Here is a 23,505-nt window from a genome sequence, read left to right as displayed (position 1 = left end):
AAACCTATCGTATCAGTCTGGAGAGCGATTGTGCGGTGAAATCCACCATGGGAACGATGCGGGCATAGTTCAAGCGGGTGGGGCCGATTACGCCCACCACGCCGACCACGCGCCCGTCCGATCCGCGATAGGGCGCCGCTATCACGGAAGAGCCCGAAAGCGAGAATAATTTATTTTCCGACCCTATGAAAATACGGGTTGCGGCGCCATCGCGCGCGCTGTCGAGCAACCCTGCGATCTCCTGCTTGGTTTCGAGTTCGTCGAGCAGTTGCCGGACGCGGTCGAGATCACCAACCGCATTTTCGTCGAGCAGATTCGCTTGGCCGCGCACGATCAGCACCGGGCGGTCGGCGCCATCGGACGACCAGATGGCGAGCCCGCGCGACACCAGATCCTGCGCGGCACGGTCGATCGCGATGCGCTCGGCCTCGATCTCATGGCGCACCCGCGCCATTGCTTCAGTCAGCGTCAGCCCCGCCAGCATCGCGCTGATATAATTGCCCGCCTCGACCAGCGCCGACGGGTCGAGTCCGGGCGGGGTGTCGATGACGCGATTCTCGACCGCGCCGTCGCCCGCGACCAGCACGACGAGCGCCTGCGCGTCGGACAGCGGCACGAACGCAACTTGTTTCAGGATACGCTCATGCTTGGGGACGAGGACCAGTCCGGCGCACGCCGACAGGCCTGACAGCGCCGACGTCGCCTGCGCCAGAGCGCTTTCGATCGGGCCGGGGTCGGACAGGCTCGCCTCGATCTGGGCGCGGTCCTCGGCGCTCGGCTCGGCGACCTGCATCATGCCGTCGACGAACAGGCGCAGGCCTTGTTCGGTCGGCAGGCGGCCGGCGCTGGTGTGCGGGCTGGCAAGCAGGCCAAACTCCTCCAGATCCTGCATGACGTTGCGGATCGACGCGGGGGAGAGGTTGAGGCCGGTGAATTTCGACAGGGTGCGCGACCCCACCGGCTGTCCGGTTTCGAGATAAGCGTCGACGACCAGCCGGAACACGTCGCGGGCGCGCGTGGTGAGTTCGGTGATCGGCGCGGTGGTCATAAGGGGGATTTAGGGATGCGTGGGCGTGGGGGCAAGCGGACGATCCTCCCCATCGACTTGCGATGGGGAGGTGGCAGCCCGCAGGGCTGACGGAGGGGCCGCGACGTTGCTGCCCCTCCACCACCGCCTGCGGCGGCGGTCCCCCCTCCCCATCGCAAGTCGATGGGGAGGATCAGGTTTGCGCTCGCCGCGCTTCACCGCTAAGCGCGCCGCACACAATCACAGGAGAATCCCCCCATGCGCCCATCCGGCCGCGCCCCTGACCAAATGCGCCCCATCGCCATTGAAACCGAATTCACCATCCATGCCGAGGGCAGCGTCCTCGTCAGCTTTGGCAACACCAAGGTGCTGGTGACCGCCAGCGTCGATGAAAAAGTGCCGCCGTTCCTGCGCGGCAAGGGACAGGGGTGGGTCACCGCCGAATATGGCATGCTGCCCCGTGCGACGCACACCCGCGGCAACCGCGAAGCGGCAAAGGGCAAGCAGTCGGGAAGAACGCAGGAAATTCAGCGGCTTATCGGGCGTAGCTTGCGCGCCGTCGTCGATATGAAGAAGCTCGGCGAGCGCCAGATCATCATCGATTGCGACGTGATTCAGGCCGATGGCGGCACCCGCACCGCAGCGATTTCGGGCGCCTGGGTCGCGCTCCGCATCGCAGTCGACAAGCTGCTGGCGGCGAAGACAATCGCCGAGGATCCGATTGAGGACAAGGTCGGTGCGATTTCGTGCGGCATGTACAAGGGTGCGCCGGTGCTCGACCTCGATTATGACGAGGATAGCAACGCCGAAGCCGATGGCAATTTCGTACTGACCGGCAAGGGGCAGATTGTCGAAGTGCAGGCGAGCGCCGAGGGCGCGACCTATGACGAGGAAGGCCTGCTGCGCCTCCTGCGTCTAGCACGCATCGGCTGCACCGAAATTTTCGCGGCGCAGGACAAGGCGACGGGGCGGTAGTCTCCATCGTCACCCCGGACTTGATCCGGGGGCCATCGACCGCGAGGGAATGGATGCCGGATCAAGTCCGGCATGACGGCAGATAGGGTCGTTGGATGTCGCATAGAAAACTCACCCCCGGCAGGCTCGTCATCGCCAGCCACAACGCGGGCAAGGTGCGCGAGATTCGGGCGCTGCTCGAACCCTATGGCATCGAACCGGTGTCGGCGGGCGACCTCGGTCTGCCCGAGCCCGAAGAAACGGGAACGACGTTCCGCGACAATGCGCTGCTGAAAGCGAATGCGAGCGCGTCGGCATCGGGTCTGCCCGCGCTCGCCGACGACAGTGGGCTGGAAGTCACCGCGCTTGGCGGCCGCCCCGGCGTTTACACCGCCGACTGGGCCGAACGGCAATGGTTCGAGGGCGAACCCGGCCGCGACTGGTATATGGCGATGGGCAAGGTCGAAGGCCTGCTCGCCGAGCAAGGACCGGACGTCGACCGCAGCGCCTGCTTCGTCTGCACCCTCGCGCTCGCTTGGCCCGACGGCCATGCCGAAGTGTTCGAGGGCCGCGCGCAAGGCAGCCTGACCTGGGCCGCCGCGCGGGATGCTGGGTTTTGGTTATGATCCGGTATTCATTCCAGTCGGTAAGTCACTGACTTATGCCGAAATCGATCCGGCGGAAAAACATGCGACTAGTCACCGAGCCGATGCGTTTGCGAAGCTGGTGGCGGGGGTGTTTTAGATCGGACGACGAAACGTGAAGAGCGGATGCGCTATGAAATGGATCCTCTTGTTTTTTTGCGGGGCGTTGTCGTCGTGTACCACGCCCATTTCGCGAGAAGAGCGCCTGATGGACGCGATCGATCGTGAGGTGCGCCTTCCCGCAACTGCGCGAGCCATTGACGAGTATGCTCGCTACTACAGCCATGGTGCGGAGGGCCAAGTCGTCGCGGTATTTCTGCTTCCGCTGACGCCTCGTGAAACGGTTACAATGGATCGGGAAATGGCTGCTGGCAAACGGCGCTGGATGGCCAAAGAGGCAGACCTCCCCTGGATTTCCGACGGCCTTTGTGACCAAATTACTGTTCGCTATGAAATCGCATCGGAGCGTTTTCTGAGTGTTAGATGCAACGGGTCATAACATTCAACGCTGGAAGACAGAGCCCAAAACAATCCCTATATCGCCCCGCATGGCCGAACCGCTTGCCCTTTATGTCCATTGGCCGTTTTGCGTGTCGAAATGCCCTTATTGCGACTTCAACAGCCATGTCCGCGAGAGCGTCGATCAGGCGGTGTGGCGCGATGCGCTGCTGGCAGATCTGCGGCATGAGGCGGCGTTGCTGCCGGATCGCACCGTCGGCTCAATCTTCTTTGGCGGTGGCACGCCCAGCCTGATGCCCCCCGCCACCGTCGCGGCGGTGATCGCGGCGGCGGAGGTCGAATGGGGGCTGACTGACGATGTCGAGATCACGCTGGAAGCGAACCCCAACTCGGTCGAGGTCGCCAATTTCGCCGACCTCGCGGCCGCCGGGGTCAATCGCGTGTCGATTGGCGTTCAGAGCTTCGATTCCGAAGTGCTTGAATTTCTTGGCCGCGCGCACAGCGAAGACGAGGCGCGGCGCGCGATTGCGACGGCGCAGGAGCATTTCGCGCGGGTCAGTTTCGACCTGATCTATGCGCGCCCCGGCCAGACGATGGCGGCGTGGGAAAGCGAGTTGGCGGGCGCGCTGGCGTTTGGCACCGGTCATCTGTCGCTCTACCAGCTCACCATCGAGCCCGGCACGCGCTTTGCGACGCTCGCCGCCAAGGGCGACCTCACCATTCCCGACGGCGATGCGGCGGCCGACCTGTTCGACACGACGCAAGCGATGGCAAGCGCCGCGGGCTTGCCGCGTTACGAGGTGTCGAACCATGCCCGCGTCGGGCAGGAGAGCCGCCACAATCTCTCTTACTGGCGCTACGCCGATTATGCCGGGGTCGGACCCGGTGCGCATGGACGGCGGTTAGGACAGGCGACCGAGCGGCACAAAAAGCCCGAGAATTTCATCGCGGCGGTGGCGCGCAACGGGCATGGGCTGAAGGTCGAAGCCGATCTGTCGGCGCACGAGCGCGCGACCGAGGCGATGCTGATGGGGCTGCGGCTGACCGAAGGGATCGACCTGTCGCGCATCGAGACGCGTAGCGGGCTGGCGCGTGAGGCTTTCGTCGATGTGCGGGCGGTGGTGCGGTTGGTCGATCAGGGGCTGATGGCGCAGGACGGCGACCGACTGGCTGTCACCGACGGCGGCATATTGCTGCTCGACAGCATCCTTTCCGAGGTGGTGCAGACCAGCTAAACCCCACCAGACCCGTTCGTGTCGAGCGAAGTCGAGACACCCCTCGGCGTTGCGTGACTCCGATGGGCATCTCGACTTCGCTCGATGCGAACGGAATTTGGGAAAACGGTTTGCCGCAGCAGTTGATCCACGATTGGGATGCCCATCTGGCGCATGAAAAGCGCCGGTCGGAACACACCCGCCGCGCCTATATCGCGACCGCCGAGCGGTTCTGCGCCTTTCTGTCCAAGCACCGCGGTGGCGCGGTCGATGCCAAGCTTCTTGTTTCGCTGACCCCCAATGACTTGCGCGCCTATTTGGCCGACCGCCGCGCCGAGGGGCTCGGCAATGCATCGGCGGCGCGCGAGCTTTCCGCCTTGCGCGGATTCCTGCGCTTCGTTGGCGGATCGGGCGCGAGCGTGCCGCCCATGCGCGGCCCGCGGGTCAAGAAAGGCCTGCCGCGCCCCGTTGCGCCCGCCGAGGCGTTGGCATTGGCGCAAGATGTCGAGGATAACGCGCGGCAGGGCTGGACCGGGGCGCGCGATTTTGCGCTATTGTTGCTGCTCTATGGCGCAGGGCTGCGCATTGGTGAGGCGCTGGGGCTGACCGGCGCTGCGCTGCCGCTGGGCGAGACGCTGCGCGTGACCGGCAAAAGGAACAAGACGCGGGTCGTGCCGATCCTGCCGGCGGTCGCCAGCGCGGTGGCGCGCTATGTGGCGGCTTGCCCTTATCCGATCGCCAAGGATCAATCGCTGTTCTTGGGCGCACGCGGCGGCCCGCTGGCGCCCGGCGTGATCCGCGCCAGCGTGCGTTCGGCGCGGCGCGCGCTGGGGCTATCGGAGCGGACGACGCCGCACGCTTTGCGCCACAGTTTCGCGACGCATTTGCTGGCGGGAGGAGCCGACTTGCGGAGTTTGCAGGAATTGCTCGGCCACGCGAGCCTCGCCTCGACGCAGATCTATACCGCCGTCGATGCCGCGCATCTGCTCGACATCTATCGCAGCGCGCATCCGCGGGCGGGTTAACCCGCCGTCGTCATTGCGAGCGAAGCGAAGCAATCTCCAGCTATCGACCTCGCGCTGGGAGCGATAGCTGGATATTGCCGCGTCGCCTACGGATCCTCGCAATGACGATTTTTGTTATTCGGCCTGCTTCGGCTTCCAGGTAACCACCCGATAAAGATAGATCAGCACCAGCGAGCCGATCGCGATGAGGGCGACGGGGCCGACGAACGCGTCGAGATTGGCGAAATTACCCCCGAACCAATGCCCGGCCCCCGCGAGCGCGGCGATCCAGATCGTCGATCCGGCTGCGGTCCAGAGCAGGAATTTCGCCTGATGCATCTTCACCATCCCGGCGGGCAATGACACCATCGTCCGCGCGACGGGCAGGAATCGCGCGACGAAGACGATACCGGGGCCATATTTCAGGAAAAAGCTATGGAGCCGCTCAACCTCGGCCCAGTCGAGGGTCAGCCAGCGACCGTGGCGGTCAATAAAAGGTTTCAGCCGCTCGTAACCGATCCAGCGCCCGATGCCGTACCACACCCAGTTGCCCGCGGTTGTCCCCGCGACGGCGACCGTGATCAGCGTCCAGAAATCGAAATGGCCCTTGGCCACAGCGATGCCGCCGAGCCCCATGATCACTTCCGACGGGATCGGCGGGAACACATTCTCGAGGAACATGAGGATGAATATCCCCATATAGCCCCAGCTCTGAATCAGGTTCAGGATGAAATCGGTCATGGCAGGGGTAACGCGCCGGACTGGTCAGCCGATCCCATGCCGTCATTGCGAGCGAAGCGAAGCAATCTCAAGCCATCGCGATTAGCGAAACCCCGACGGCTGCAGATTGCTTCGTCGCTACGCTCCTCGCAATGGCGAGATCGCATCGTTCAACCGATCCGCCGGACGATCGCGTCCCAGATCATGCCTGCGGTATCGCTGTTGTTGAACCGGTCGATCGCGACGATGCCGGTGGGCGAGGTGACGTTGATTTCGGTCAGCCATTCGCCGCCGATCACGTCGATGCCGACGAACACCAAGCCACGTTCGCGTAGCTGCGGGCCGAGCACGGCGCAGATTTCCTGTTCGCGCGGGGTCAGCGTCGCGGCTTCGGCATAGCCCCCGACCGCTAGGTTCGAACGGAATTCGCCCTCGCCGGGTTTGCGGTTGATCGCGCCCGCGACCTCGCCGTCAACCAGCACGATGCGCTTGTCGCCCTGCGAAACGCTCGGCAGGAACTGCTGGACCATGAAGGGTTCGGGCCACACCTGGCCGAACATCTCGACCAGCGCCCCCAGATTGCCGCCATCGGCGTCGATCTTGAATACCGCCTTGCCGCCATTGCCGTGCAGCGGCTTGATGACGACGGCGCCGTGGCGCGCCTGAAAATCCTTCACCGCGTCGAGATCGCGGGTAACCATCGTCGGCGGCATATATTCCGGGAAATCGAGCACGAATATTTTTTCGGGCGCATCGCGGACCGCAGCGGGATCGTTGACTACCAGCGTTTCGCCCTTGATGCGTTCAAGCAGCCAGGTGCCGGTGAGGTAGCCGAGATCGAACGGCGGATCTTGCCGCATCAGCACGACATCAACGTCGCGGCCAAGGTCGAGCGTCACCTCGTCCCCGAAGCTGTAGTGCGCCCCGGCTTCGCGCTTTACGTCGATTACGGGATAGGCCTTGGTCGTCAGCCGCCCGGCCTCCCACGTCAGCCCGCGGACATCATAGTGATAAAGGGTGTAACCACGCGTTTGCGCCGTCAGCATCAGGTGGAAACTGCTGTCGCCCTCGATGTTGATGCCATCCATCGGGTCCATTTGTACCGCGGCGCGCAGGGTCATTCGATATTCCTCAGGGTTGCCAGACGTGGACCAGATGGCGTGGCGGGCGCCCGGGCGCAAGGAGCATCACGTCGATCCGTATATCGTCGGTCGGCCCGGCGAAGCGTGGGCTGAGCATCGCCGCCGCTGCCGCGACCCGGCGCAGCCGCCATTGGTCGATCGCCAGGTCCAGATCTTCGGGCCTTTCGCGCCATTTCACTTCGATAAAGGCGACAATGCGTCCGCGCCGCGCGACAAGGTCGACTTCGCCCGTGGGGACGCGCAGCCGCTCGCCCAATATGCGCCAGCCGTGCAGCCGCAGCCACCATGCGGCGCGGCGTTCGGCCTTACGGCCGCGCGCTTCAGCGGCGGCGCGTTTCAACCAGCGTCTTTCAGCGTCAGGGCGCGGGCATAGATGTCGTGGCGGTCGAGTCCGAAGCGCTTGGCCACCGCTTTTGCCGCCTGTGCGACGGGCTTGTCGGCCATCGCGTCACGCAGCGCGGTGTCGAGCGTCGCATCGTCGGCCTGTTCGGGCACCGCATCGCCCGGCGGGCCGACGACAACGACGATCTCGCCCTTGGGCGGCGCGTCCGCATAGCGCGCCGCAAGTTCGGTCAGCGTGCCGGTCACGCATTCCTCGAACATTTTGCTGATCTCACGCGCGACCGCCGCCTCGCGGTCACCCAAGCCCTCGGCCATCGCGGCGAGCGCCGAGGCGAGGCGCGGCCCGCTTTCGTAAAACACCAATGTCGCGCGCAGCCCCGCGAATTCGGCCAGTGTATCGGCGCGCGCCTTGGCTTTCGACGGCAGGAACCCTGCGAACAGGAACCGGTCGCTCGGCAATCCCGACAGGGTGATCGCGGCGATGGCCGCGCAGGGGCCGGGCAGGGTGGCGACATGCCGTCCCGCCGCGCGCGCGTCGCGGACCAGCTTGTATCCCGGATCGGAAATCAGCGGGGTTCCCGCGTCCGACACCAGAACGACGACCTCGTTCGCCATCCGCGCCACCAATGCCGCGCGGGTGCGTTCGTCGCTATGATCGTGATAGGGGGTCATCTGCACCCGCAAACCCAGATGCGACAAGAGCTTTGCCGTCACCCGCGTATCCTCCGCCGCGATCAGGTCGGCGCGCGCCAGCATCGCCCCGGCGCGTGCGGTGATGTCGCCAAGGTTGCCGATGGGGGTCGCGACGATATAGAGACCGGGCAAGGGAGAATTTGAGATGGTCGAATCTGGCATGACGCCGAAAATGGCAGAAACTGCTGTCGAGCGCCAAACATATGCATCGCCGCGCCGGCAAATGTTGCGCGGGCTTGGTGTCGTCGCGATGGCAGGTCTGCTCGCGGCGTGTCAGGTCGTACCCAAGAGTGCTGGTCCGGTCGCGCCGCCGCCGCCCGAAACCCCGACCGACAATGTCGGCCCCGGCCTGCCCACCGACACCGATCGCCACCGCGTCGCGCTGTTGGTGCCGCAGACCGGCCCCAACGCCGACGTCGGCATGGCGATCGCCAATGCCACGACGCTGGCGCTGCTCGATTCGCGCACCGAACGCGTCCGCATCACGACGTATGACACGGCGCTCGGTGCGGCAGCGGCGGCGCGGCAGGCGGTCGCCGACGGCAACCGCCTGATCCTCGGCCCGCTGCTCAGCGAAGACGTCGCTGCGGTGGCGCCGATCGCGCGCGACGCAAAGGTGCCGGTGCTCAGCTTCTCGAACGACAGCAGTGTCGCGGGCAACGGCGTTTTTATCATGGGCTTTGTCCCCGGCCAGTCGGTCGAGCGTGTCGTCGCCTTCGCGCGCGGCAAAGGGCATCAGCGCTTTGGCGCGCTGGTGCCGAAGAATGTCTATGGCGACCGGTCGGTCGCGGCGTTCCGCAGCGCGGTCGCAGCGGCGGGCGGCACTCTGGTCGCGGTCGAAAGCTATGACCGCAGCGCGACCGCGCTGACCGGCGCGGCGCGGCGGATCGCCAATGCCGGCGCGATGGACGCGGTGCTGATCGCCGACAGCGGCGGCAATGCGATCCGTGCGGTACCGGTGATCAAGGGCGCCGGACAGCGCCAGATCCTCGGCACCGAATTGTGGAACACCGACGCGTCGCTCGGCACCAGCGCCGTGATGCGCGGGTCGTGGTTCGCCAGCGTTTCGGACGGCCTTTATGGTCAGCTCGCCGGCAAATATCGTACCCGGTTCGGCAAGGCGCCATACCGGCTCGCGAGTTTGGGCTATGACTCGGTGCTGCTGACGGTCCGCATATCGCGCGACTGGAAACCCGGCACCAGCTTCCCGGTCAACAAGCTGCTCGCAGCCGACGGATTTGGCGGGATTGACGGCATTTTCCGCTTCAACAATCGCGGCATTGCCCAGCGCGCGCTGGAGGTCAGCGAGATCGGCGCGGGGGGCTTCCGCGTCGTCGATCCGGCGCCAACCAAATGGTGATCGGCGTGGCCTGACCGCCACAGTCGCTCAAAAAGCGTCACCTTCACGCCACGCGCGGCCTTTACGCCGTGCGCGCGTTCACTATATGAGCAGGGCGTGCGTATATCGCGCTGATTCCGCACGCCACCCGTCCACGATCAGGAGATACAGCTATACCACCGCCCACGACCCGCCGCCCGATGGAGCGCACGCCGCCCAAGAATGGCCCGCGATACAATGAATTCATCGCCTCTCCGAAGGTCCGCGTGATCGACGACGAAGGCGAAAATCTGGGCGTGATGCTGACCGCCGAAGCGATCGAACAGGCGGCCTCTGTGGGCCTCGACCTGGTCGAAGTATCCCCTAACGCCGATCCGCCGGTGTGCAAATTCCTCGACGTGGGCAAGTTCAAATACGAAGCCCAGAAAAAAGCGAACCTGGCGCGCAAGAGCCAGAAGACGCAGGAAATCAAAGAGATCAAGATGCGTCCGAATATCGACGATCATGATTTCGATACGAAGATGAAGAAGGTCTTCGATTTCCTCGGCGAAGGCGACAAGGTCAAGATGACCATGCGTTTCCGCGGCCGCGAAATGAGCCACACCCAACTGGGCTTGAACGTGCTGCAGCGCGTTGCCGAACTGACGTCGGAAATCGCGAAGGTCGAGGCGCATCCGCGCACCGAAGGCCGCCAGATGTTGATGGTCATCGCGCCGAAGTAAGCGCGTCCGGCTTAGCCGATACGAAATTGCAGGGCGGTCGTTCCAACGGGACGGCCGCCCGCTTCGTATCGCCGCTCGATGATCTTCCCGTTCCCGTCCGCCGCCACCGCGACCAGCGTTGACGCGCGGGTGCCATAGACGTCGCCGCGCAGGAACAGCGCCGGATCGCCCTCGGCGGTCAGCGTGTCGAGCAGGCCTTCGGGGTCGGCGCGCGCATCGACCACCGCCGACAGTGCCGCGCGCAGGCGCTCGGCGCGCGGGCAGGGGCTGTCGATCGGCTCGTTGGCGAGCGCATGGACTCCGGCGCCCAGCGTCAAGATTTGGGATTGCGGGCGATTGGTCAGCAGCCGCGCCCTGCCATCGCCCATCGCAAACAAATTGAACGCGTTAAAGCTATCGAGATCACCCTCTGCCGGGTCGGCGAAGCGTCCATCACCGCGCAGTAGATCGACCACCAGCGACCCGCGCGATTCCTTGGCCGGATCGGGCAATGCGCCGCGCACATTGGTCACGACAACGGTCCGCCCGCTCGCCGGATGCGCGCCAAGCCAAGTGCCACCCGCCAACAAATCGCGCCCCGCGACGATCCCGCTGCCGTCGTCCCATGCGGCGAGCGGTGCGGCGGGCCGCGCATGAAACTCGTCGCGGTTGCCGATCAGGATCAGCGGCCAGTCGGCATGAACCTGCCAAGCGAGGGCGACGACGCACATGCTGCGCTTATTGCCCGTCGATCGCCGCTTGCCAAGCCTTTCACAACCACACTGTATTGTGCAACTACATCACCGCATTGCTGGCGTCCGCAAAGCATGATAGCCTCCCCGCATCTTTCTGGAGGGGGAGACGATTATGACCGAAGCTGGAAAAACGCCGTGGCATCTGTGGGTGGTCGGCATCGCATCGTTCTTTTGGCACTGCATTCCGGTGTCCGATTACATCGGCTTCAAGACCAAGGCGGCCTGGTATCTGGAAGGCGCGGGCCTGAAGCCCGAGCAGATCGCGTGGGTCGACGCCTATCCGATCTGGGCCGACGCGGGCTGGGCGCTCGGCGTATGGGGCGCGATGGCCGGGTCTTTGCTGTTGCTGGCCCGCAGTCGGCACGCGGTGACCGCCTTTATCGTGTCGCTCGTCGGGCTGGCGATCATGAGCCTGTATCAAGTGGGCATGCAGGCCGCCGAGTATAAGGCATTGTTCGGCGATAGCATCCTGATGTTCCTGGGCTTTATCTGGATCGTCGCCATCGCGCTGTTCTTCTATGCGCGCGCGATGAAGGCGCAAGGCGTGCTGCGCTGACATGGACTGAGCCGGTCCTCCCTGTCGCGGAGCGATGGGAGGGGCAGCGCGAAGCGCTGACGGAGGGGCAATGACACGGCCGTCGCGGCCCCTCCACCCTTCGCTTCGCTAACGGTCCCCCTCCCCATGGCTGCGCCACGGGGAGGATATAATGTCCGCAACCGGTCGTTAGCCGAAACCCGGTCCGGCCTTACCGCGCCCGAATAAACGCGCGAATGTCCGCCGATAATTTGTGGCGATCCTCGTCGCGGATATACATCATATGGCCCGCGCCATAATATTGATACTGGATGCGGTCCTGCGGGATGCCGGTGCGTGAAAGCGCATATTCGGCGGCGAAGAACGGCGTCGCGAAATCATAATAGCCCTGCGCTACCAGCACCTTCAGCCCCGAATTTTCGCGCAGCGCCTGCCCGATATAAGGCGCGACGTTGAGATAAGAATTGCTGTCGCGGCCGCCGATCCGCCAGTCCCACTGACCGCCGATGCTGCCGATCGACTGATATTCGCGGTCGGTCTTGAACCCCAGCCCATCACGGCTCCAGCTGTTGATTGCCGCGGTATAGCTCGCGTCGATGCCGTAAAAGCTGGGGTCGTTGTCAGGACCTTCACCCGCGTTGTCATAATCCTTGCCGGTATAGCGACTGTCGAGGCGGCCGACGGTCAGACCGCGGTCACGGAGCAGCTCTTTGTAAAAGCGTTGCGGCGTGACGCGCAGGTCAGCGCTGTCGAGATAGGTTTCGGACAGGCCGGTGAAGCGCGCGAGATCGCGGCGGATCGCGGCGCGTTCCTCGCCCTGCAACTTCTGACCCTTGAGCAGCGCGGTGGCATAGGGGCCGATCGCCCATTGTCGCGCCTCTTCCACGAACGCCTCGACCGACGGCGCCGTCGCCTTGCCATGATAGAGCGCGGTCGCCGCCATCGAGGGCAGGTTGGTGATCGGCGACAGCTCGTTGCCCGGGGTATCGGCGCCCGCCGCGAAATCGAGCACGGTCGAGATCAGGATGATGCCGTTCAGCGCGACGTCGTTGTACGTCTCGTTCATCAGCTGGTTCGCGACCGCCGCCGAGCGCGTCGTGCCATAGCTTTCGCCGCCGAGGAACTTGGGGCTGTTCCAGCGGCCGTTGTCGTTCAGCCAGCGGCGGATCACCTCGGCGACCAGTTTGGCGTCCTGCGTCACCCCGTAATAATCCTTGGGGTCGGCCTTGCCGATCAGGTGCGAGAAGCCGGTGCCCGGCGGGTCGATGAACACGACATCGGTGACGTCCATCAACGCATCGGGATTGTCGACGATCGGATAGGGCGGGGCGCCATCGTCGACGCCGGTGCCGGGGATCGCAACGCGCTTCGGCCCGAACGCGCCCATCATCAACCAAACGGTGCCCGATCCCGGACCGCCGTTGAACAGGAAGGTGATCGGCCGGCTGGGGTCGCGCGGCTCCTTGACGTAAGAGGTGGTGACGACGGCGACTTCGGGGACGCCGTCCTTGTTCTTGATGATCGTCTCCCCGATCGTCGCGGCATAATTGATCCGCTGGCCGCCGAAGGTGCCGCTGAGTTTGGTGGTGCGGACCTGCGGTTCATAATCAGCGGGCTTTTCGGCTTTCGCCTTGTCGTCGGCATCCTGCGCGTAGAGGACCGAAGGCGCGGCGGCGGCCAGCGCCAGCGCGATAAGCGAAAGACCCGATTTCATAAGTATTTTCTCCCCGACTGCGCGCGAACCCTATGCAGCGCGTGGCGAGGCGGCAAGGCTACTTGTCGGTAACAGGCGGGGTTTCGTCGAAGGGAGGAGCGGGCGGCCTTCGCGCTACTTGCGCATCAATTTCGGATGTCGGTCGCCGAACCAGCCCTTGCCATCCTTGTCGGAACTCCAAGGATTGACCAGATCCCACCGCTTTCCCGGGAAATCGTGCGTGTCCAATTCTTTGACCAGCTTCTGTTTGACGCCGTGTCGCAATGCGCGCGCCGCCGCAGCTTTCCACTGCGCGTTCGATTCTGCCGATGTTATCCCGCCGATCGGGGTCTTTTTGCGCGAGCGAGACATGGCACGACCTCAGGCGGCTGCGTAAATCGCCGGGCGATATCGGGGAGGCGGGATCGGCAAGCCATTTTCCTGGGCCGTCTCCAGCCAAAGCTCAATGGCAATTTCGGCTTCGGCGATTGCTTCGGATGGCGTGTCGCCATGCGCCGAGCACGGCTTCAGATCGGGGACGTCCGCGATCCAGCAACTATCGTCGGGATACCAGAAAACATTGATGTGGTAGCGGTGCAGCATCATTCGTCCAAGGCTAAGCCATATTCCTCGACCATATCAAGCAATTCGCGAACTTGGTAGCGCTTTGCATCCTTGCCTCTCGGCTGGACGACCAGAAGTTTCGGGCATTTTGCGTGCACAAAGATTTGATGGCTGCCCTTGGTCCGCGAGTGGACGAATCCGAGCGCCGCGATCAAAGCCAAGAAATCGCGAAACGGCACGTCGCGGTTCGAGTTTTCTAGAAGCAGCGTGAATAGTCTCGCGGGCTTTACCACCAACCGATCCTTTCAAAGAAAATCGGTAACCAAATAACGTGTTATTCGATCTCGGCAACGAGGCAGGGTGTAAAAATACTGAAACAAAAATCTTGACCTATGGCGCCCGCCTGTTGGCGTTTTTCAAAGAAATCGTGAGATTTTAGACGCCGGCTATCGCCCCCACTTCGTCTTGCTCTGCTTCCCGTACCGCCCTTTGCGCGTTCCCGGCTTGCCCTCGTTCGAGCGCCCCACACGCGGTGCTACTTGTTCGCCCGCGGGCAGGCCCAACTCGTCCGCCTCCAGCTTGCGGATCTCGTCGCGGAGCCGTCCGGCTTCTTCGAACTCCAGATCCGCTGCCGCATCGCGCATCCGTTTCTCCAGATCCTGGATGTACGCGCGCAAATTATGCCCGACCATATGCACCGGCTTGTCCTCGCCGATGTCGATCGTCACCTGATCCTTCGACGCGACATGTGCGATGATGTCGCCGATGTTGCGCTTGATCGTCGTCGGGGTGATGCCGTGCTCGATATTATAGGCATTCTGCTTTTCGCGGCGGCGGTCGGTTTCGCGCATCGCGCGTTCCATGCTGCCGGTGATGCGGTCGGCGTAGAGGATGACGCGGCCGTCGACGTTGCGCGCGGCGCGGCCGATCGTCTGGACCAGGCTGGTTTCGCTGCGCAGGAACCCCTCCTTGTCGGCGTCGAGGATCGCGACCAGCCCACATTCGGGAATATCGAGCCCCTCGCGCAGCAGGTTGATCCCGATGAGCACGTCGAACACCCCGAGCCGCAGGTCGCGGATGATCTCGATACGCTCCAGCGTCTCGATGTCGCTATGCATATAGCGGACCTTCATCCCCGCTTCGTGGAGGAATTCGGTCAGATCCTCGGCCATGCGCTTGGTCAGTGTCGTCACCAAGGTGCGATACCCCGCCGCCGCAGTCTTTTTCGCCTCGACGATCAGGTCGTCGACCTGTTCCTCGACCGGCTTGATCTCGACCGGCGGATCGATCAGCCCGGTGGGGCGGATCACCTGTTCGGCGAACACACCCTGCGTGCGGTCCATCTCCCAGGTGCCGGGGGTGGCCGAGACGCTGACCGTCTGCGGGCGCATCATGTCCCATTCGGCAAAGCGCAGCGGCCGGTTATCGATGCAGCTGGGCAGGCGGAAGCCATATTCGGCGAGCGTGATCTTGCGGCGGTGATCGCCCTTTGACATTGCGCCGATCTGCGGGATGGTCTGATGGCTTTCGTCGACGAAGAGCAGCGCATTGTCGGGCAGATATTCGAACAGGGTCGGCGGTGGCTCGCCCGGCAGGCGGCCGGTGAGGAAGCGGCTGTAATTCTCGATCCCGGCGCAGCTGCCCGTCGCGGCGATCATCTCGAGGTCGAAATTGGTGCGCTGTTCGAGCCGCTGGGCTTCGAGCAACCGGCCTTCAATTTCTAGCTCCTTGAGTCGTTCGGATAGCTCGTGCTTGATCGCCTCGCTGGCCTGCTTGAGCGTCGGGCCGGGGGTAACATAGTGCGAGTTGGCATAGATGCGGACATGGTTGAGCGTCGCGATCTTTTTGCCGGTCAGCGGGTCGAACTCGGTGATTTCCTCGATCTCGTCGCCGAAAAAGCTGATCCGCCACGCCATATCTTCATAATGGGAGGGGAAAATCTCCAGATTGTCGCCGCGCACCCGGAAATTGCCGCGCGCGAACGCCTGATCGTTGCGCTTGTACTGGAGCGCGACGAGCTTGCGGATGATCTCGCGATTGTCGGCGACCTGGCCCTTCTTCAAATCGAAGATCATCGCCGAATAGGTCTCGACCGAACCGATACCGTAAAGGCATGACACCGACGCGACGATGATCACGTCGTCGCGTTCGAGCAGCGCGCGCGTCGCCGAATGGCGCATGCGGTCGATCGCCTCATTCACGCTCGACTCTTTTTCGATGTAGGTGTCGGACCGCGGCACATAGGCTTCGGGCTGGTAATAATCATAATAGCTGACGAAATATTCGACCGCATTGTTCGGGAAAAAACTCTTGAACTCGCCATATAATTGCGCCGCGAGAATCTTGTTCGGGGCCAAGATCAGCGCGGGGCGTTGCAACGCCTCGATCATCTTGGCCATTGTGAAGGTCTTGCCCGATCCGGTGACGCCCAGGAGCACCTGATCGCGCTCGCCGGTCAGCGCCGTATCGACCAGCTCGCGGATCGCGGTCGGCTGATCGCCCGCCGGTTCATATTCGCTAACCAGTTCAAATCGTTTGCCGCCTTCAACCTTGTCGGGGCGTACCGGGCGATGCGGAACATAGCCTTCGGCGGTGTCAATTTCGTCGAGCGAGGTGCGAATCTGGATTGCCATCGCGGCCAATATGGTATCGATGGGTCGGGTCCACAATCGCAATGAGTCCGCCAACGAGCAGGCACCGGCAAGTCACAGGAGACAGGGTATGAAAAAGATTTTGACGATTGCAGCCGTCGGCACGCTTTTAGCGGTGTCGGGCTGCGGTAAAAGCGAAAATGCAGGTGGCGCCGTGAAGCGCGAGGCCGGCAACTGGAAAACCGACGTCAAGCTGGTGAAATTCGAAGTCCCCGGCATGCCGGCCGAAATGAAGGACGGCATGGCCAAGATGATGGAAGGCGCCAGCGGCATGGACCAGTGCTTCACCCAGGAACAGGTCGATAAGGAAGATATCGCGTCCGAACTGGCCAAGGGTCCGGGCAATGGCGGCGAATGCAAATGGTCGAAAAAGGACATCGCAGGCGGCAAGATCGATATCGCGGGCACCTGCACCGCGAATGGTCAAACGGTCGACATGGCGATGAACGGCACGATGGAAGCCAAGAAATCCGACGTGACGATCACCACCAAGGGCAAGGTACCGACCGGCGGCGACATGGAAATGGTCATGCAGATGACCAGCACCCACACCGGCCCGTGCAAAGCGCCGACGACGACCTGAGCCATTTGGCAATCTGAAAAACGATCGGGGCGTCGGCGAAAGCTGGCGCCCTTTTCCATGCAAAGCGAATGGTCGCAACGATGTTTCGCTGCGGGACGGCGGCGGGCGGCGATCTGAGCCGCAACGGTCCCGTCTGACACGGGGTCTGAAGCAGATCCGTCGTTTGAAAGGTCGACTTGCCGGGCGGGCGACAGGTGGGGCTGTCGGTCCACCCGGCGAAGTCTTGAACGGAGACCGGAGGGAGTTGAAGAATGCCAGGGACCAGCTCGCACCCTTCGGCTGTCGGCCTCAACGCCGCCCCGTCGTAGGAATGAGGCGGCATCCAAAGAATGACAGGGTTTCGCCGTCGCGGCAGTTACATGGGGTCACATTGCTTAATGTCGCCGCTTGATAACCCGTTCTTCGCCATAATATCGATTTTTGCCTTGCCGATTGGCGATGGGCCGTGCTTCTGATATGATGGACGGTGCGCCTGTTACCGTTACATAGAAGTAACAATGGCTGGTCGCACTTGTTGATTGGCGTATCACCCGCACCGCCCGCCTTGGGCATTTGAGGGTAGCATGGACCACGCGAAGGCAAACGAGACTCAAAATCCTGGCGAAACAGAGCGAATTATCGCGGAGGAACTGGAGCGATTGCTCGATTCTCCCCTGTTCATCCGGTCGCCGGTTCTGACGCGTCTGCTGCAATTTCTCGTCGAACATCGGCTGCGCGGCGGCCGCAGCTCACCCAAGGCCTATGCCATCGCCACAGAGGCGCTGGGCCGCAGCGAAGATTTCGATCCTGCGGTGGACAGCTATCCGCGGGTCATGGTCGGACGGCTCCGCACATTGCTCGATCGCTACTATGCCGACACCCCCTGGATCCATCGCTTACGGGTGCCGCAGGGCAGCTATGAAGTCGTCGTCCAGCACCGCGTCGCGCCGCCGGCGCGGTCGGGAAACAACGCTGGTGTCGAAGGTGACGTCAAGACGGCCACCAGCGCGGACGGCGCGGGCGTACCGCGCGCGCCAGATATCGCCGGGCGCTCGCCGACGGCGGCACCGCGCTATGGGCGCTGGGTCGTCGCGCTCGTCCTGCTGGCGCTCGCAATCTTGGCGCTGTGGGCGTTGCGCGGCGGACCCGATCGGCTTTTTGTCGGCGAATCGGTGCCGATGCCGTCGCTGGAGATTAGCGCCCCGATCGCCGGCAACACGCCGGCATCGCGCGCCCTTGCGCGCGCGCTCGATGGAAAATTGCGCGACGGGCTGCGTCGATTTGGCATGGTGAACTTGCTCAGTTCCAAGGCGCCCGGCGGCGCGGCGCCGCGGCACGGCGACTACCGGCTCGACACGTCGCTTGTGCGTGATCTGGAAGGCGGGGCCGAAGTTACGCTGGTGCTCAACCGGGTCACCGATCAACGCGCCATCTGGTCACAGCAAATCCGCTTCGCCGATTTGGATATCCCGATATTCGCGGCGATTGAGCCCGTCATCGCCCAGATCGGCGGCGATTACGGCATCATCGTACGCGATCAGGTGCAGCGCCAACCCGACAATTTTTCGCCCGGCTTTCCGTGCCTCGCGCAGTTCAACCGGATGCGCCAGATGCGCAACACCCCCAATGCCAAACAGGTGGACATTTGCCTGCGCGCGACGCTGAAACGGGACGAGCGCGATCCCGTCGCGCTCGCCGCGCTGTCGCTGTTGCGTTACGGTGACTGGCAGCCGCAGCGGATGACGCCGACGGGCCGCGCAGCCCTCGCCGAAGCCGACGCGCTCGCCCTGCAAGCATATGAAAGCAGCCCCAATTCATCGGCGGGACTGTTCGCCATGGCCCGCGCGAATTTCTATGGCGGCAATTGTTCGGGCGGCAACACGATGGGCGAAGCCGCGCTCCGCCTCAATCCCTTTGATCCTGACATGGTCGGCTTTCTGGGGTTGTTCAAGATAACGTGCGGGCAGGCGGCCGAGGGCGAGGCGTTGCTGCGTCGGTCGCTGTCACTCGACGATTCCTACCCTGGCGTCCCCGCGGTCACCTTGGCGTTCATCCTCTCGCAGCGCGGCGAACAGGTCGAAGCGCGCGCCGTGCTCGATCACATGCCCTCGCCCAGCAATATGGAGCCGCAATATTTGATGGTTCGCGCGATCGTACTGGCGCGGCAGGGCGATGTCGCGGCGGGGCGCACACAATGGCGCCAGCTGCTCGCCTACACCCGGCAGCCGGCGAACGCGGCGCCCGAAACGGTGCTTGGCCGGTTCTTGATCACCCCGGTCGTCATCCAGCGGGCGTCGATGGCATTGCGCGATTCGGGGGTCGTTCCGGCCCGTCCCACGGCTTGACGCGCTGAAGGGCGCCGAGCAGAACAGAACGATGCTGCTCGCGATTGCCTTGCTCGCCTCTGCGCCTTCCGCGCCCGCTGCGGTGGCGGTTGATTTCGACCGCAAGGGGACGTTCGAAACGCGCGTGGTCGTGGGGCAGGCCGACCGGGCGAACGAACGCGCGCTGACGCCGGATGACCCGGTGCGCATTGCGTCGGTGTCGAAGCTCGTCGTCGCGCTCGGCGTGCTGCGGCTGGTCGAGCAAGGGCGGCTCGACCTCGACCGCGATGTCTCGGACTATCTCGGCTGGCGGCTTCGCCACCCGGCCTATCCCGACCAGCCAATCACCCTGGCGCAGCTGCTGGGGCATCGTTCCGGGCTGGCCGATCGGGTCGATTATGCGCTGCCGCTCGACGCCGATCTGGAATCGGCGCTGCGGAATCCCGCGGCATGGGATACGCCGCGCCGTCCGGGCGGCGATTTCGTCTATGCCAATCTCAACTATCCGGTCGTCGCCGCGGCGATCGAAGGCGCGACGGGTGAGCGGTTCGATCAAGCGATGGCGCGGCTGGTGCTGCGCCCGCTGGGGATCGACGCCTGCTTCAACTGGCCAACCTGCAGCGACGCGGCGGTGGCGCGCGCGGTGGTGCTTTACGGCGCCGACGGCGCGGTCGTGCGCGACGACATGAAGGGCGTTCGTCCCGCATGCCCGGTCGTTCCGGCGACCGACGGCAGCTGCGATCTCGGCACCTATCGGCTCGCCCGCCACGGCGCCGGGTTCAGCCCGCAAGGCGGCCTGCGCATATCCGCCAATGGACTGGCGCGGATCGGCGTCATGCTGCTGCGCCGCGGCGATAATTTTCTGACCGCCGACAGTCTGGCCCGGCTGGAAGCCATGACGCCGGTCCGCCCGGCGACGGGCGAGGGCATCGGCGGGTTTTTCTGCGAATATGGCGCCGCGATGCACAGCACGGGCAGCGGCGCCGCGACCGGGCCGGGGTGCCGCGACGACCTGTTCGGTGACGGGCGGCGGCGGCTCGGCCACTCTGGCGATGCCTATGGATTGCGCTCGGGGCTGTGGTACGATCTTGAAGCGGGCACCGGCACTGCCTATTTCGTGACGCAGGTGCCGGACGGACAGAAAGGGAAGCGTTCCGCCTATAGCGCGGCGGAGGAGGAACTGGTCGATACCAGCCCTCTTGCCAGCCCCGTCCACGGACACTAGGGCAATTTCCAACATTCACGGCTTAGTCAGAAAAGGAATAGCGCATGAGCGATTCGGCCGAAAAGGTTAAGAAGATCGTCGTCGAACATCTGGGCGTCGAAGCCGACAAGGTTACCGAAGAAGCGAGCTTCATCGATGATCTGGGCGCCGACAGCCTCGACATCGTCGAACTGGTGATGGCGTTCGAAGAAGAATTTGGCGTCGAAATCCCCGACGATGCGGCGGAAAAGATCGCGACCGTCAAGGATGCGATCGACTATATCGAAGCGAACAAGGGCTAAAGCGGCCCGGTCCGGCATCGCCGGACGCGGCAGCTACGCTGCCCACGCGTTTCCGGCTTCCCGGTTCCGAGCGCTAGCGTGCAGGGGCCGGGAAGCTTTTTTTATGGCCCAGCGTTCTCTAGAAGCGTGCCGATAGATATGATGCGGGAACCTGCGGGGGCAGGGACCGACGAAAGGACAGACTATGCGCCGGGTTGTGGTGACGGGATTGGGTTTGGTGACGCCGCTGGGCGCCGACGTGGAAACCGTGTGGGCCAATCTGCTCGCGGGCAAATCGGGCGCCGGTCAGATCACCCATTTCGACGCTTCCGACTATAAATGCACGATCGCGTGCGAGGTGAAGGGGCCGGATCATGAATATGGTTTCGACCCCGGCAAGCGCGTCGACCACAAGGTGCAGCGCCAGGTCGATCCCTTCATCATCTATGGCATCGACGCCGCGGGTCAGGCGATCGAGGACGCGGGCCTCGAGGACATGTCCGACGAAATGAAGCTGCGCGCCGGTTGCTCGATCGGTTCGGGCATCGGCGGCCTGCCGGGGATCGAAAGCGAAAGCCTGTTGCTCGCCGAAAAGGGTCCGGGCCGGGTCAGCCCCCACTTCGTCCATGGCCGCCTGATCAACCTGATCTCGGGCCAGGTCAGCATCAAATACGGCCTGCAAGGCCCCAATCATGCCGTGGTCACCGCATGCTCGACCGGCGCCCATTCGATCGGCGACGCGGCGCGGATGATCCGCGACGACGATGCCGACATCATGCTGGCCGGCGGCGCGGAGGCGACGATCTGCCCGATCGGCATCGCTGGCTTCGCGCAGGCGCGTGCGCTCAACATGAGCTATAACGACCGTCCCGAGCAGGCGAGCCGCCCTTATGACAAGGATCGCGACGGCTTTGTGATGGGTGAGGGCGCGGGCGTCGTCGTGCTTGAAGAATATGAACATGCCAAGGCGCGCGGTGCGAAGATTTATGCCGAGGTCGTTGGTTACGGCCTGTCGGGCGACGCCTATCACGTCACCGCGCCGCATCCCGACGGTTCGGGCGCATATCGTTCGATGGAAATGGCGCTGAAAAAGGCGGGCATGACCCCAGCCGACATCGACTATATCAACGCGCATGGCACCTCGACGATGGCCGACACGATCGAACTCGGCGCGGTGAAGCGCCTGTTCGGCGAGGCGATCGGCACCGTGTCGATGAGCTCGACCAAATCGGCGATCGGCCACCTGCTCGGCGGCGCCGGCGCGGTCGAGGCGATCTTCTGCATCCTCGCGATCCGTGACCAGATCGTCCCGCCGACGCTCAACCTCGACAATCCCGATGAGGGTACCGAGGGCGTCGACCTGGTTCCGCACACGGCGAAGAAACGTAAAGTGAAGGCCGCGCTCAACAACAGCTTCGGGTTCGGCGGCACCAACGCGAGTGTGATCGTGAAGGCGATCGACTGATCAAGTAATCCTCCCTGTCGCGCAGCGATGGGGAGGGGGACCGCCCGCACAGCGGGTGGTGGAGGGGCGGCGACGGCAGCGCCAAAGCCCCTCCGTCAGCGCTCCGCGCTGCCACCTCCCTATGGCTTCGCCACAGGGAGGATCAAAACCTCTTTCCTACATTTCGCCGCCATGCTCTATCACCCCGTCGCTGCCGCTGGCTTAAAGCGACAAAGGAGACATTCGCGACGCGTTCAAGCGTATCTTTTGTCGCTTTAAGGACAAGATTGGGAGAATCAGGTGCATCCGTTCCGCTGGCTGACGATGGCAATCTTGGGCCTCCTGCTCGCCGCCTGCTCGGGCGGTGCGCCCGCGGATACCGTCGTCGTGATCCCGCAGGGCGCCAGCATCGCCAAGGCGGGCGAAATCCTCGAAAAGGCCGGCGCCGTCTCCGCCTCCAGCTTCCGCAACGAAGCGCGCTTCTTTGCCTCCGACGATCCGATCAAGCCCGGCGAATACAAGATCGACAAGGGGATGGACGCGGGCGACATCCTCGAACTGTTCCAGGCGGGCAAGACGATCCAGCGCCTCGTCATGATCCCCGAAGGCATGCCGTCGATCATGGTCTGGGATCGGCTGATGGCTGAAAAGCGGCTGACCGGCACAATCCCCGTGCCTGCCGAGGGCAGCATCCTGCCCGACAGCTACGCCTTCACCACCGGCGAAAGCCGCGCCGCGGTCGTCAAGCGCATGCAGGCGGCGATGGACAAGGCGTTCAACGAGTTATGGGCCAAGCGCACCCCGCGCACCGCGGCGAAGGACCGCAACGAAGCGATCACGCTCGCCTCGATCGTCGAGAAAGAAACCGGCGTTCCCGCGGAGCGCCGCACCGTCGCGGGGGTCTATACCAACCGGCTGGCGGTCGGCATGCGGCTCCAGGCCGACCCGACGATCATCTATCCGCTGACCAAGGGCAAACCGCTCGGCCGCCGGATATTGCGATCCGAAATCCAAGCGGTGAATGATTACAACACCTACAGCATGATCGGTCTGCCCAAGGGGCCGATCGCCAACCCCGGCAAAGCCTCAATCGCCGCGGTGCTCGATCCCGAACCGACTGATTACCTGTTCTTTGTCGCCAAGGGAGACGGCGGCCATATCTTTGCCCGCACGCTGTCCGAGCATAATGCCAATGTGCAGAAATGGTATCAGCTGCGCCGCGAGCGCGGAGAGATCGAGTAACGTCAATTTGT

At 63.8% G+C, this 23,505-nt stretch carries 24 protein-coding genes and 1 pseudogene; 14 read left to right on the top strand and 11 right to left on the bottom strand.

The features are described 5' to 3' along the window. Positions 1-4 precede the first annotated feature (4 nt). On the bottom strand, positions 5-1,048 hold the full coding sequence (hrcA, locus tag ACQY6T_RS08730; protein WP_428630363.1) for a heat-inducible transcriptional repressor HrcA: 1,044 nt from the start codon (positions 1,046-1,048) through the stop codon (positions 5-7). 237 nt (positions 1,049-1,285) lie between these two features. Between hrcA and rph the strand changes: the two genes are divergently transcribed. The 5 genes and pseudogenes from rph to ACQY6T_RS08705 all read left to right on the top strand — a co-directional run bounded on the left by rph (position 1,286) and on the right by ACQY6T_RS08705 (position 5,323). Further along, positions 1,286-2,002 carry a ribonuclease PH gene (rph, locus tag ACQY6T_RS08725; RefSeq protein WP_428630362.1) on the top strand — a complete coding sequence of 239 codons (717 nt, stop codon included), beginning with the start codon at positions 1,286-1,288 and terminating at the stop codon, positions 2,000-2,002. A gap of 95 nt (positions 2,003-2,097) precedes the next feature. Continuing rightward, a pseudogene (gene rdgB, locus ACQY6T_RS08720) lies at positions 2,098-2,725 on the top strand (RdgB/HAM1 family non-canonical purine NTP pyrophosphatase). Positions 2,726-2,758: 33 nt separating this feature from the next. Then, positions 2,759-3,124, top strand: coding sequence for a hypothetical protein (locus ACQY6T_RS08715; protein ID WP_428630361.1), 366 nt, complete (start codon positions 2,759-2,761; stop codon positions 3,122-3,124). Between the two features lie 49 nt (positions 3,125-3,173). Then, complete coding sequence (gene hemW, locus ACQY6T_RS08710; protein ID WP_428630360.1) at positions 3,174-4,319, top strand: radical SAM family heme chaperone HemW; 1,146 nt, start codon at positions 3,174-3,176, stop codon at positions 4,317-4,319. Between the two features lie 62 nt (positions 4,320-4,381). Then, on the top strand, positions 4,382-5,323 hold the full coding sequence (locus ACQY6T_RS08705) for a tyrosine recombinase XerC (RefSeq protein WP_428630359.1): 942 nt from the start codon (positions 4,382-4,384) through the stop codon (positions 5,321-5,323). A gap of 114 nt (positions 5,324-5,437) precedes the next feature. On the opposite strand, the gene ACQY6T_RS08700 is transcribed toward ACQY6T_RS08705, so the two are convergent. From ACQY6T_RS08700 to rsmI, 4 genes are all read right to left on the bottom strand, one after another. Continuing rightward, positions 5,438-6,043 carry a DedA family protein gene (locus ACQY6T_RS08700; protein ID WP_428630358.1) on the bottom strand — a complete coding sequence of 202 codons (606 nt, stop codon included), beginning with the start codon at positions 6,041-6,043 and terminating at the stop codon, positions 5,438-5,440. 149 nt (positions 6,044-6,192) lie between these two features. Beyond that, positions 6,193-7,143, bottom strand: coding sequence for a glutathione synthase (gene gshB / locus ACQY6T_RS08695; RefSeq protein WP_428630357.1), 951 nt, complete (start codon positions 7,141-7,143; stop codon positions 6,193-6,195). Positions 7,144-7,153: 10 nt separating this feature from the next. Then, positions 7,154-7,504 carry a YraN family protein gene (locus ACQY6T_RS08690; RefSeq protein WP_428630356.1) on the bottom strand — a complete coding sequence of 117 codons (351 nt, stop codon included), beginning with the start codon at positions 7,502-7,504 and terminating at the stop codon, positions 7,154-7,156. After that, positions 7,501-8,361 (bottom strand): 16S rRNA (cytidine(1402)-2'-O)-methyltransferase, encoded by an 861-nt coding sequence (gene rsmI / locus ACQY6T_RS08685; protein WP_428630355.1) that lies wholly within the window; start codon positions 8,359-8,361, stop codon positions 7,501-7,503. Before rsmI ends, ACQY6T_RS08690 begins: the two co-directional genes overlap by 4 nt. A 61-nt stretch (positions 8,362-8,422) precedes the next feature. Here rsmI and ACQY6T_RS08680 point away from each other — a divergent pair, with 61 nt between their 5' ends. Both ACQY6T_RS08680 and infC read left to right on the top strand, forming a co-directional pair. Beyond that, entirely contained in the window at positions 8,423-9,559 is a 1,137-nt protein-coding gene (locus ACQY6T_RS08680; RefSeq protein WP_428630354.1) for a penicillin-binding protein activator, read from the top strand. A 179-nt stretch (positions 9,560-9,738) separates the two neighbouring features. Further along, on the top strand, positions 9,739-10,260 hold the full coding sequence (gene infC / locus ACQY6T_RS08675) for a translation initiation factor IF-3 (protein ID WP_428630353.1): 522 nt from the start codon (positions 9,739-9,741) through the stop codon (positions 10,258-10,260). Between the two features lie 11 nt (positions 10,261-10,271). Here infC and ACQY6T_RS08670 read toward each other — a convergent pair whose 3' ends face one another. Continuing rightward, positions 10,272-10,970 (bottom strand): NRDE family protein, encoded by a 699-nt coding sequence (locus ACQY6T_RS08670; protein ID WP_428630352.1) that lies wholly within the window; start codon positions 10,968-10,970, stop codon positions 10,272-10,274. A 136-nt stretch (positions 10,971-11,106) separates the two neighbouring features. Here ACQY6T_RS08670 and ACQY6T_RS08665 point away from each other — a divergent pair, with 136 nt between their 5' ends. Continuing rightward, positions 11,107-11,550 carry a hypothetical protein gene (locus ACQY6T_RS08665; RefSeq protein ID WP_428630351.1) on the top strand — a complete coding sequence of 148 codons (444 nt, stop codon included), beginning with the start codon at positions 11,107-11,109 and terminating at the stop codon, positions 11,548-11,550. A gap of 190 nt (positions 11,551-11,740) precedes the next feature. Here the strand turns inward: ACQY6T_RS08665 and ACQY6T_RS08660 are convergent, their stop codons facing one another. From ACQY6T_RS08660 to uvrB, 5 genes are all read right to left on the bottom strand, one after another. Further along, entirely contained in the window at positions 11,741-13,243 is a 1,503-nt protein-coding gene (locus tag ACQY6T_RS08660; RefSeq protein WP_428630350.1) for a S10 family peptidase, read from the bottom strand. Positions 13,244-13,357: 114 nt separating this feature from the next. Continuing rightward, entirely contained in the window at positions 13,358-13,594 is a 237-nt protein-coding gene (locus tag ACQY6T_RS08655; protein ID WP_428630349.1) for a hypothetical protein, read from the bottom strand. A gap of 9 nt (positions 13,595-13,603) precedes the next feature. After that, complete coding sequence (locus ACQY6T_RS08650) at positions 13,604-13,825, bottom strand: type II toxin-antitoxin system HicB family antitoxin (protein WP_428630401.1); 222 nt, start codon at positions 13,823-13,825, stop codon at positions 13,604-13,606. Next, positions 13,825-14,079 carry a type II toxin-antitoxin system HicA family toxin gene (locus tag ACQY6T_RS08645; protein WP_428630348.1) on the bottom strand — a complete coding sequence of 85 codons (255 nt, stop codon included), beginning with the start codon at positions 14,077-14,079 and terminating at the stop codon, positions 13,825-13,827. Before ACQY6T_RS08645 ends, ACQY6T_RS08650 begins: the two co-directional genes overlap by 1 nt. 153 nt (positions 14,080-14,232) lie before the next feature. Further along, positions 14,233-16,419: an excinuclease ABC subunit UvrB gene (gene uvrB, locus ACQY6T_RS08640; RefSeq protein ID WP_428630347.1), complete on the bottom strand. Its 2,187-nt coding sequence runs from the start codon at positions 16,417-16,419 to the stop codon at positions 14,233-14,235. Positions 16,420-16,507: 88 nt separating this feature from the next. Between uvrB and ACQY6T_RS08635 the strand changes: the two genes are divergently transcribed. The 6 genes from ACQY6T_RS08635 (at position 16,508) to mltG (ending at position 23,494) form a co-directional block, all read left to right on the top strand. Continuing rightward, positions 16,508-17,020 (top strand): DUF3617 family protein, encoded by a 513-nt coding sequence (locus ACQY6T_RS08635; RefSeq protein WP_428630346.1) that lies wholly within the window; start codon positions 16,508-16,510, stop codon positions 17,018-17,020. Between the two features lie 638 nt (positions 17,021-17,658). Continuing rightward, complete coding sequence (locus ACQY6T_RS08630; protein WP_428630345.1) at positions 17,659-19,344, top strand: tetratricopeptide repeat protein; 1,686 nt, start codon at positions 17,659-17,661, stop codon at positions 19,342-19,344. Positions 19,345-19,375: 31 nt separating this feature from the next. After that, positions 19,376-20,548, top strand: a complete 1,173-nt coding sequence (locus tag ACQY6T_RS08625; RefSeq protein WP_428630344.1) for a serine hydrolase domain-containing protein — start codon at positions 19,376-19,378, stop codon at positions 20,546-20,548. Between the two features lie 44 nt (positions 20,549-20,592). Beyond that, the gene (locus ACQY6T_RS08620) at positions 20,593-20,829 is read left to right on the top strand and encodes an acyl carrier protein (RefSeq protein WP_003039428.1); all 237 of its coding nucleotides are present in this window, start codon (positions 20,593-20,595) and stop codon (positions 20,827-20,829) included. Between the two features lie 184 nt (positions 20,830-21,013). Continuing rightward, complete coding sequence (fabF, locus tag ACQY6T_RS08615) at positions 21,014-22,273, top strand: beta-ketoacyl-ACP synthase II (protein WP_428630343.1); 1,260 nt, start codon at positions 21,014-21,016, stop codon at positions 22,271-22,273. Between the two features lie 303 nt (positions 22,274-22,576). Then, positions 22,577-23,494 (top strand): endolytic transglycosylase MltG, encoded by a 918-nt coding sequence (gene mltG / locus ACQY6T_RS08610; protein ID WP_428630342.1) that lies wholly within the window; start codon positions 22,577-22,579, stop codon positions 23,492-23,494. The last annotated feature ends 11 nt before the right edge of the window (positions 23,495-23,505 follow it).

It is taken from the genome of Sphingopyxis sp., assembly GCF_965279725.1.
Taxonomy (GTDB): domain Bacteria; phylum Pseudomonadota; class Alphaproteobacteria; order Sphingomonadales; family Sphingomonadaceae; genus Sphingopyxis.
This window is presented reverse-complemented; position numbering and strand designations above follow the sequence as displayed.

Coding starts and splice junctions, on each gene's coding strand:
- ACQY6T_RS08715 (WP_428630361.1), top strand. CDS start 2,759: ATGAAATGGATCCTCTTGTTTTTTTGCGGGGCGTTGTCGTCGTGTACC.
- ACQY6T_RS08705 (WP_428630359.1), top strand. CDS start 4,382: ATGGGCATCTCGACTTCGCTCGATGCGAACGGAATTTGGGAAAACGGT.
- rsmI (WP_428630355.1), bottom strand. CDS start 8,361: ATGCCAGATTCGACCATCTCAAATTCTCCCTTGCCCGGTCTCTATATC.
- ACQY6T_RS08650 (WP_428630401.1), bottom strand. CDS start 13,825: ATGCTGCACCGCTACCACATCAATGTTTTCTGGTATCCCGACGATAGT.
- mltG (WP_428630342.1), top strand. CDS start 22,577: ATGGCAATCTTGGGCCTCCTGCTCGCCGCCTGCTCGGGCGGTGCGCCC.
- ACQY6T_RS08670 (WP_428630352.1), bottom strand. CDS start 10,970: ATGTGCGTCGTCGCCCTCGCTTGGCAGGTTCATGCCGACTGGCCGCTG.
- gshB (WP_428630357.1), bottom strand. CDS start 7,143: ATGACCCTGCGCGCCGCGGTACAAATGGACCCGATGGATGGCATCAAC.
- fabF (WP_428630343.1), top strand. CDS start 21,014: ATGCGCCGGGTTGTGGTGACGGGATTGGGTTTGGTGACGCCGCTGGGC.
- hemW (WP_428630360.1), top strand. CDS start 3,174: ATGGCCGAACCGCTTGCCCTTTATGTCCATTGGCCGTTTTGCGTGTCG.
- ACQY6T_RS08635 (WP_428630346.1), top strand. CDS start 16,508: ATGAAAAAGATTTTGACGATTGCAGCCGTCGGCACGCTTTTAGCGGTG.
- rph (WP_428630362.1), top strand. CDS start 1,286: ATGCGCCCATCCGGCCGCGCCCCTGACCAAATGCGCCCCATCGCCATT.
- ACQY6T_RS08680 (WP_428630354.1), top strand. CDS start 8,423: ATGTTGCGCGGGCTTGGTGTCGTCGCGATGGCAGGTCTGCTCGCGGCG.
- infC (WP_428630353.1), top strand. CDS start 9,739: ATGGAGCGCACGCCGCCCAAGAATGGCCCGCGATACAATGAATTCATC.
- ACQY6T_RS08660 (WP_428630350.1), bottom strand. CDS start 13,243: ATGAAATCGGGTCTTTCGCTTATCGCGCTGGCGCTGGCCGCCGCCGCG.
- ACQY6T_RS08700 (WP_428630358.1), bottom strand. CDS start 6,043: ATGACCGATTTCATCCTGAACCTGATTCAGAGCTGGGGCTATATGGGG.
- ACQY6T_RS08665 (WP_428630351.1), top strand. CDS start 11,107: ATGACCGAAGCTGGAAAAACGCCGTGGCATCTGTGGGTGGTCGGCATC.
- ACQY6T_RS08625 (WP_428630344.1), top strand. CDS start 19,376: ATGCTGCTCGCGATTGCCTTGCTCGCCTCTGCGCCTTCCGCGCCCGCT.
- uvrB (WP_428630347.1), bottom strand. CDS start 16,419: ATGGCAATCCAGATTCGCACCTCGCTCGACGAAATTGACACCGCCGAA.
- hrcA (WP_428630363.1), bottom strand. CDS start 1,048: ATGACCACCGCGCCGATCACCGAACTCACCACGCGCGCCCGCGACGTG.
- ACQY6T_RS08620 (WP_003039428.1), top strand. CDS start 20,593: ATGAGCGATTCGGCCGAAAAGGTTAAGAAGATCGTCGTCGAACATCTG.
- ACQY6T_RS08655 (WP_428630349.1), bottom strand. CDS start 13,594: ATGTCTCGCTCGCGCAAAAAGACCCCGATCGGCGGGATAACATCGGCA.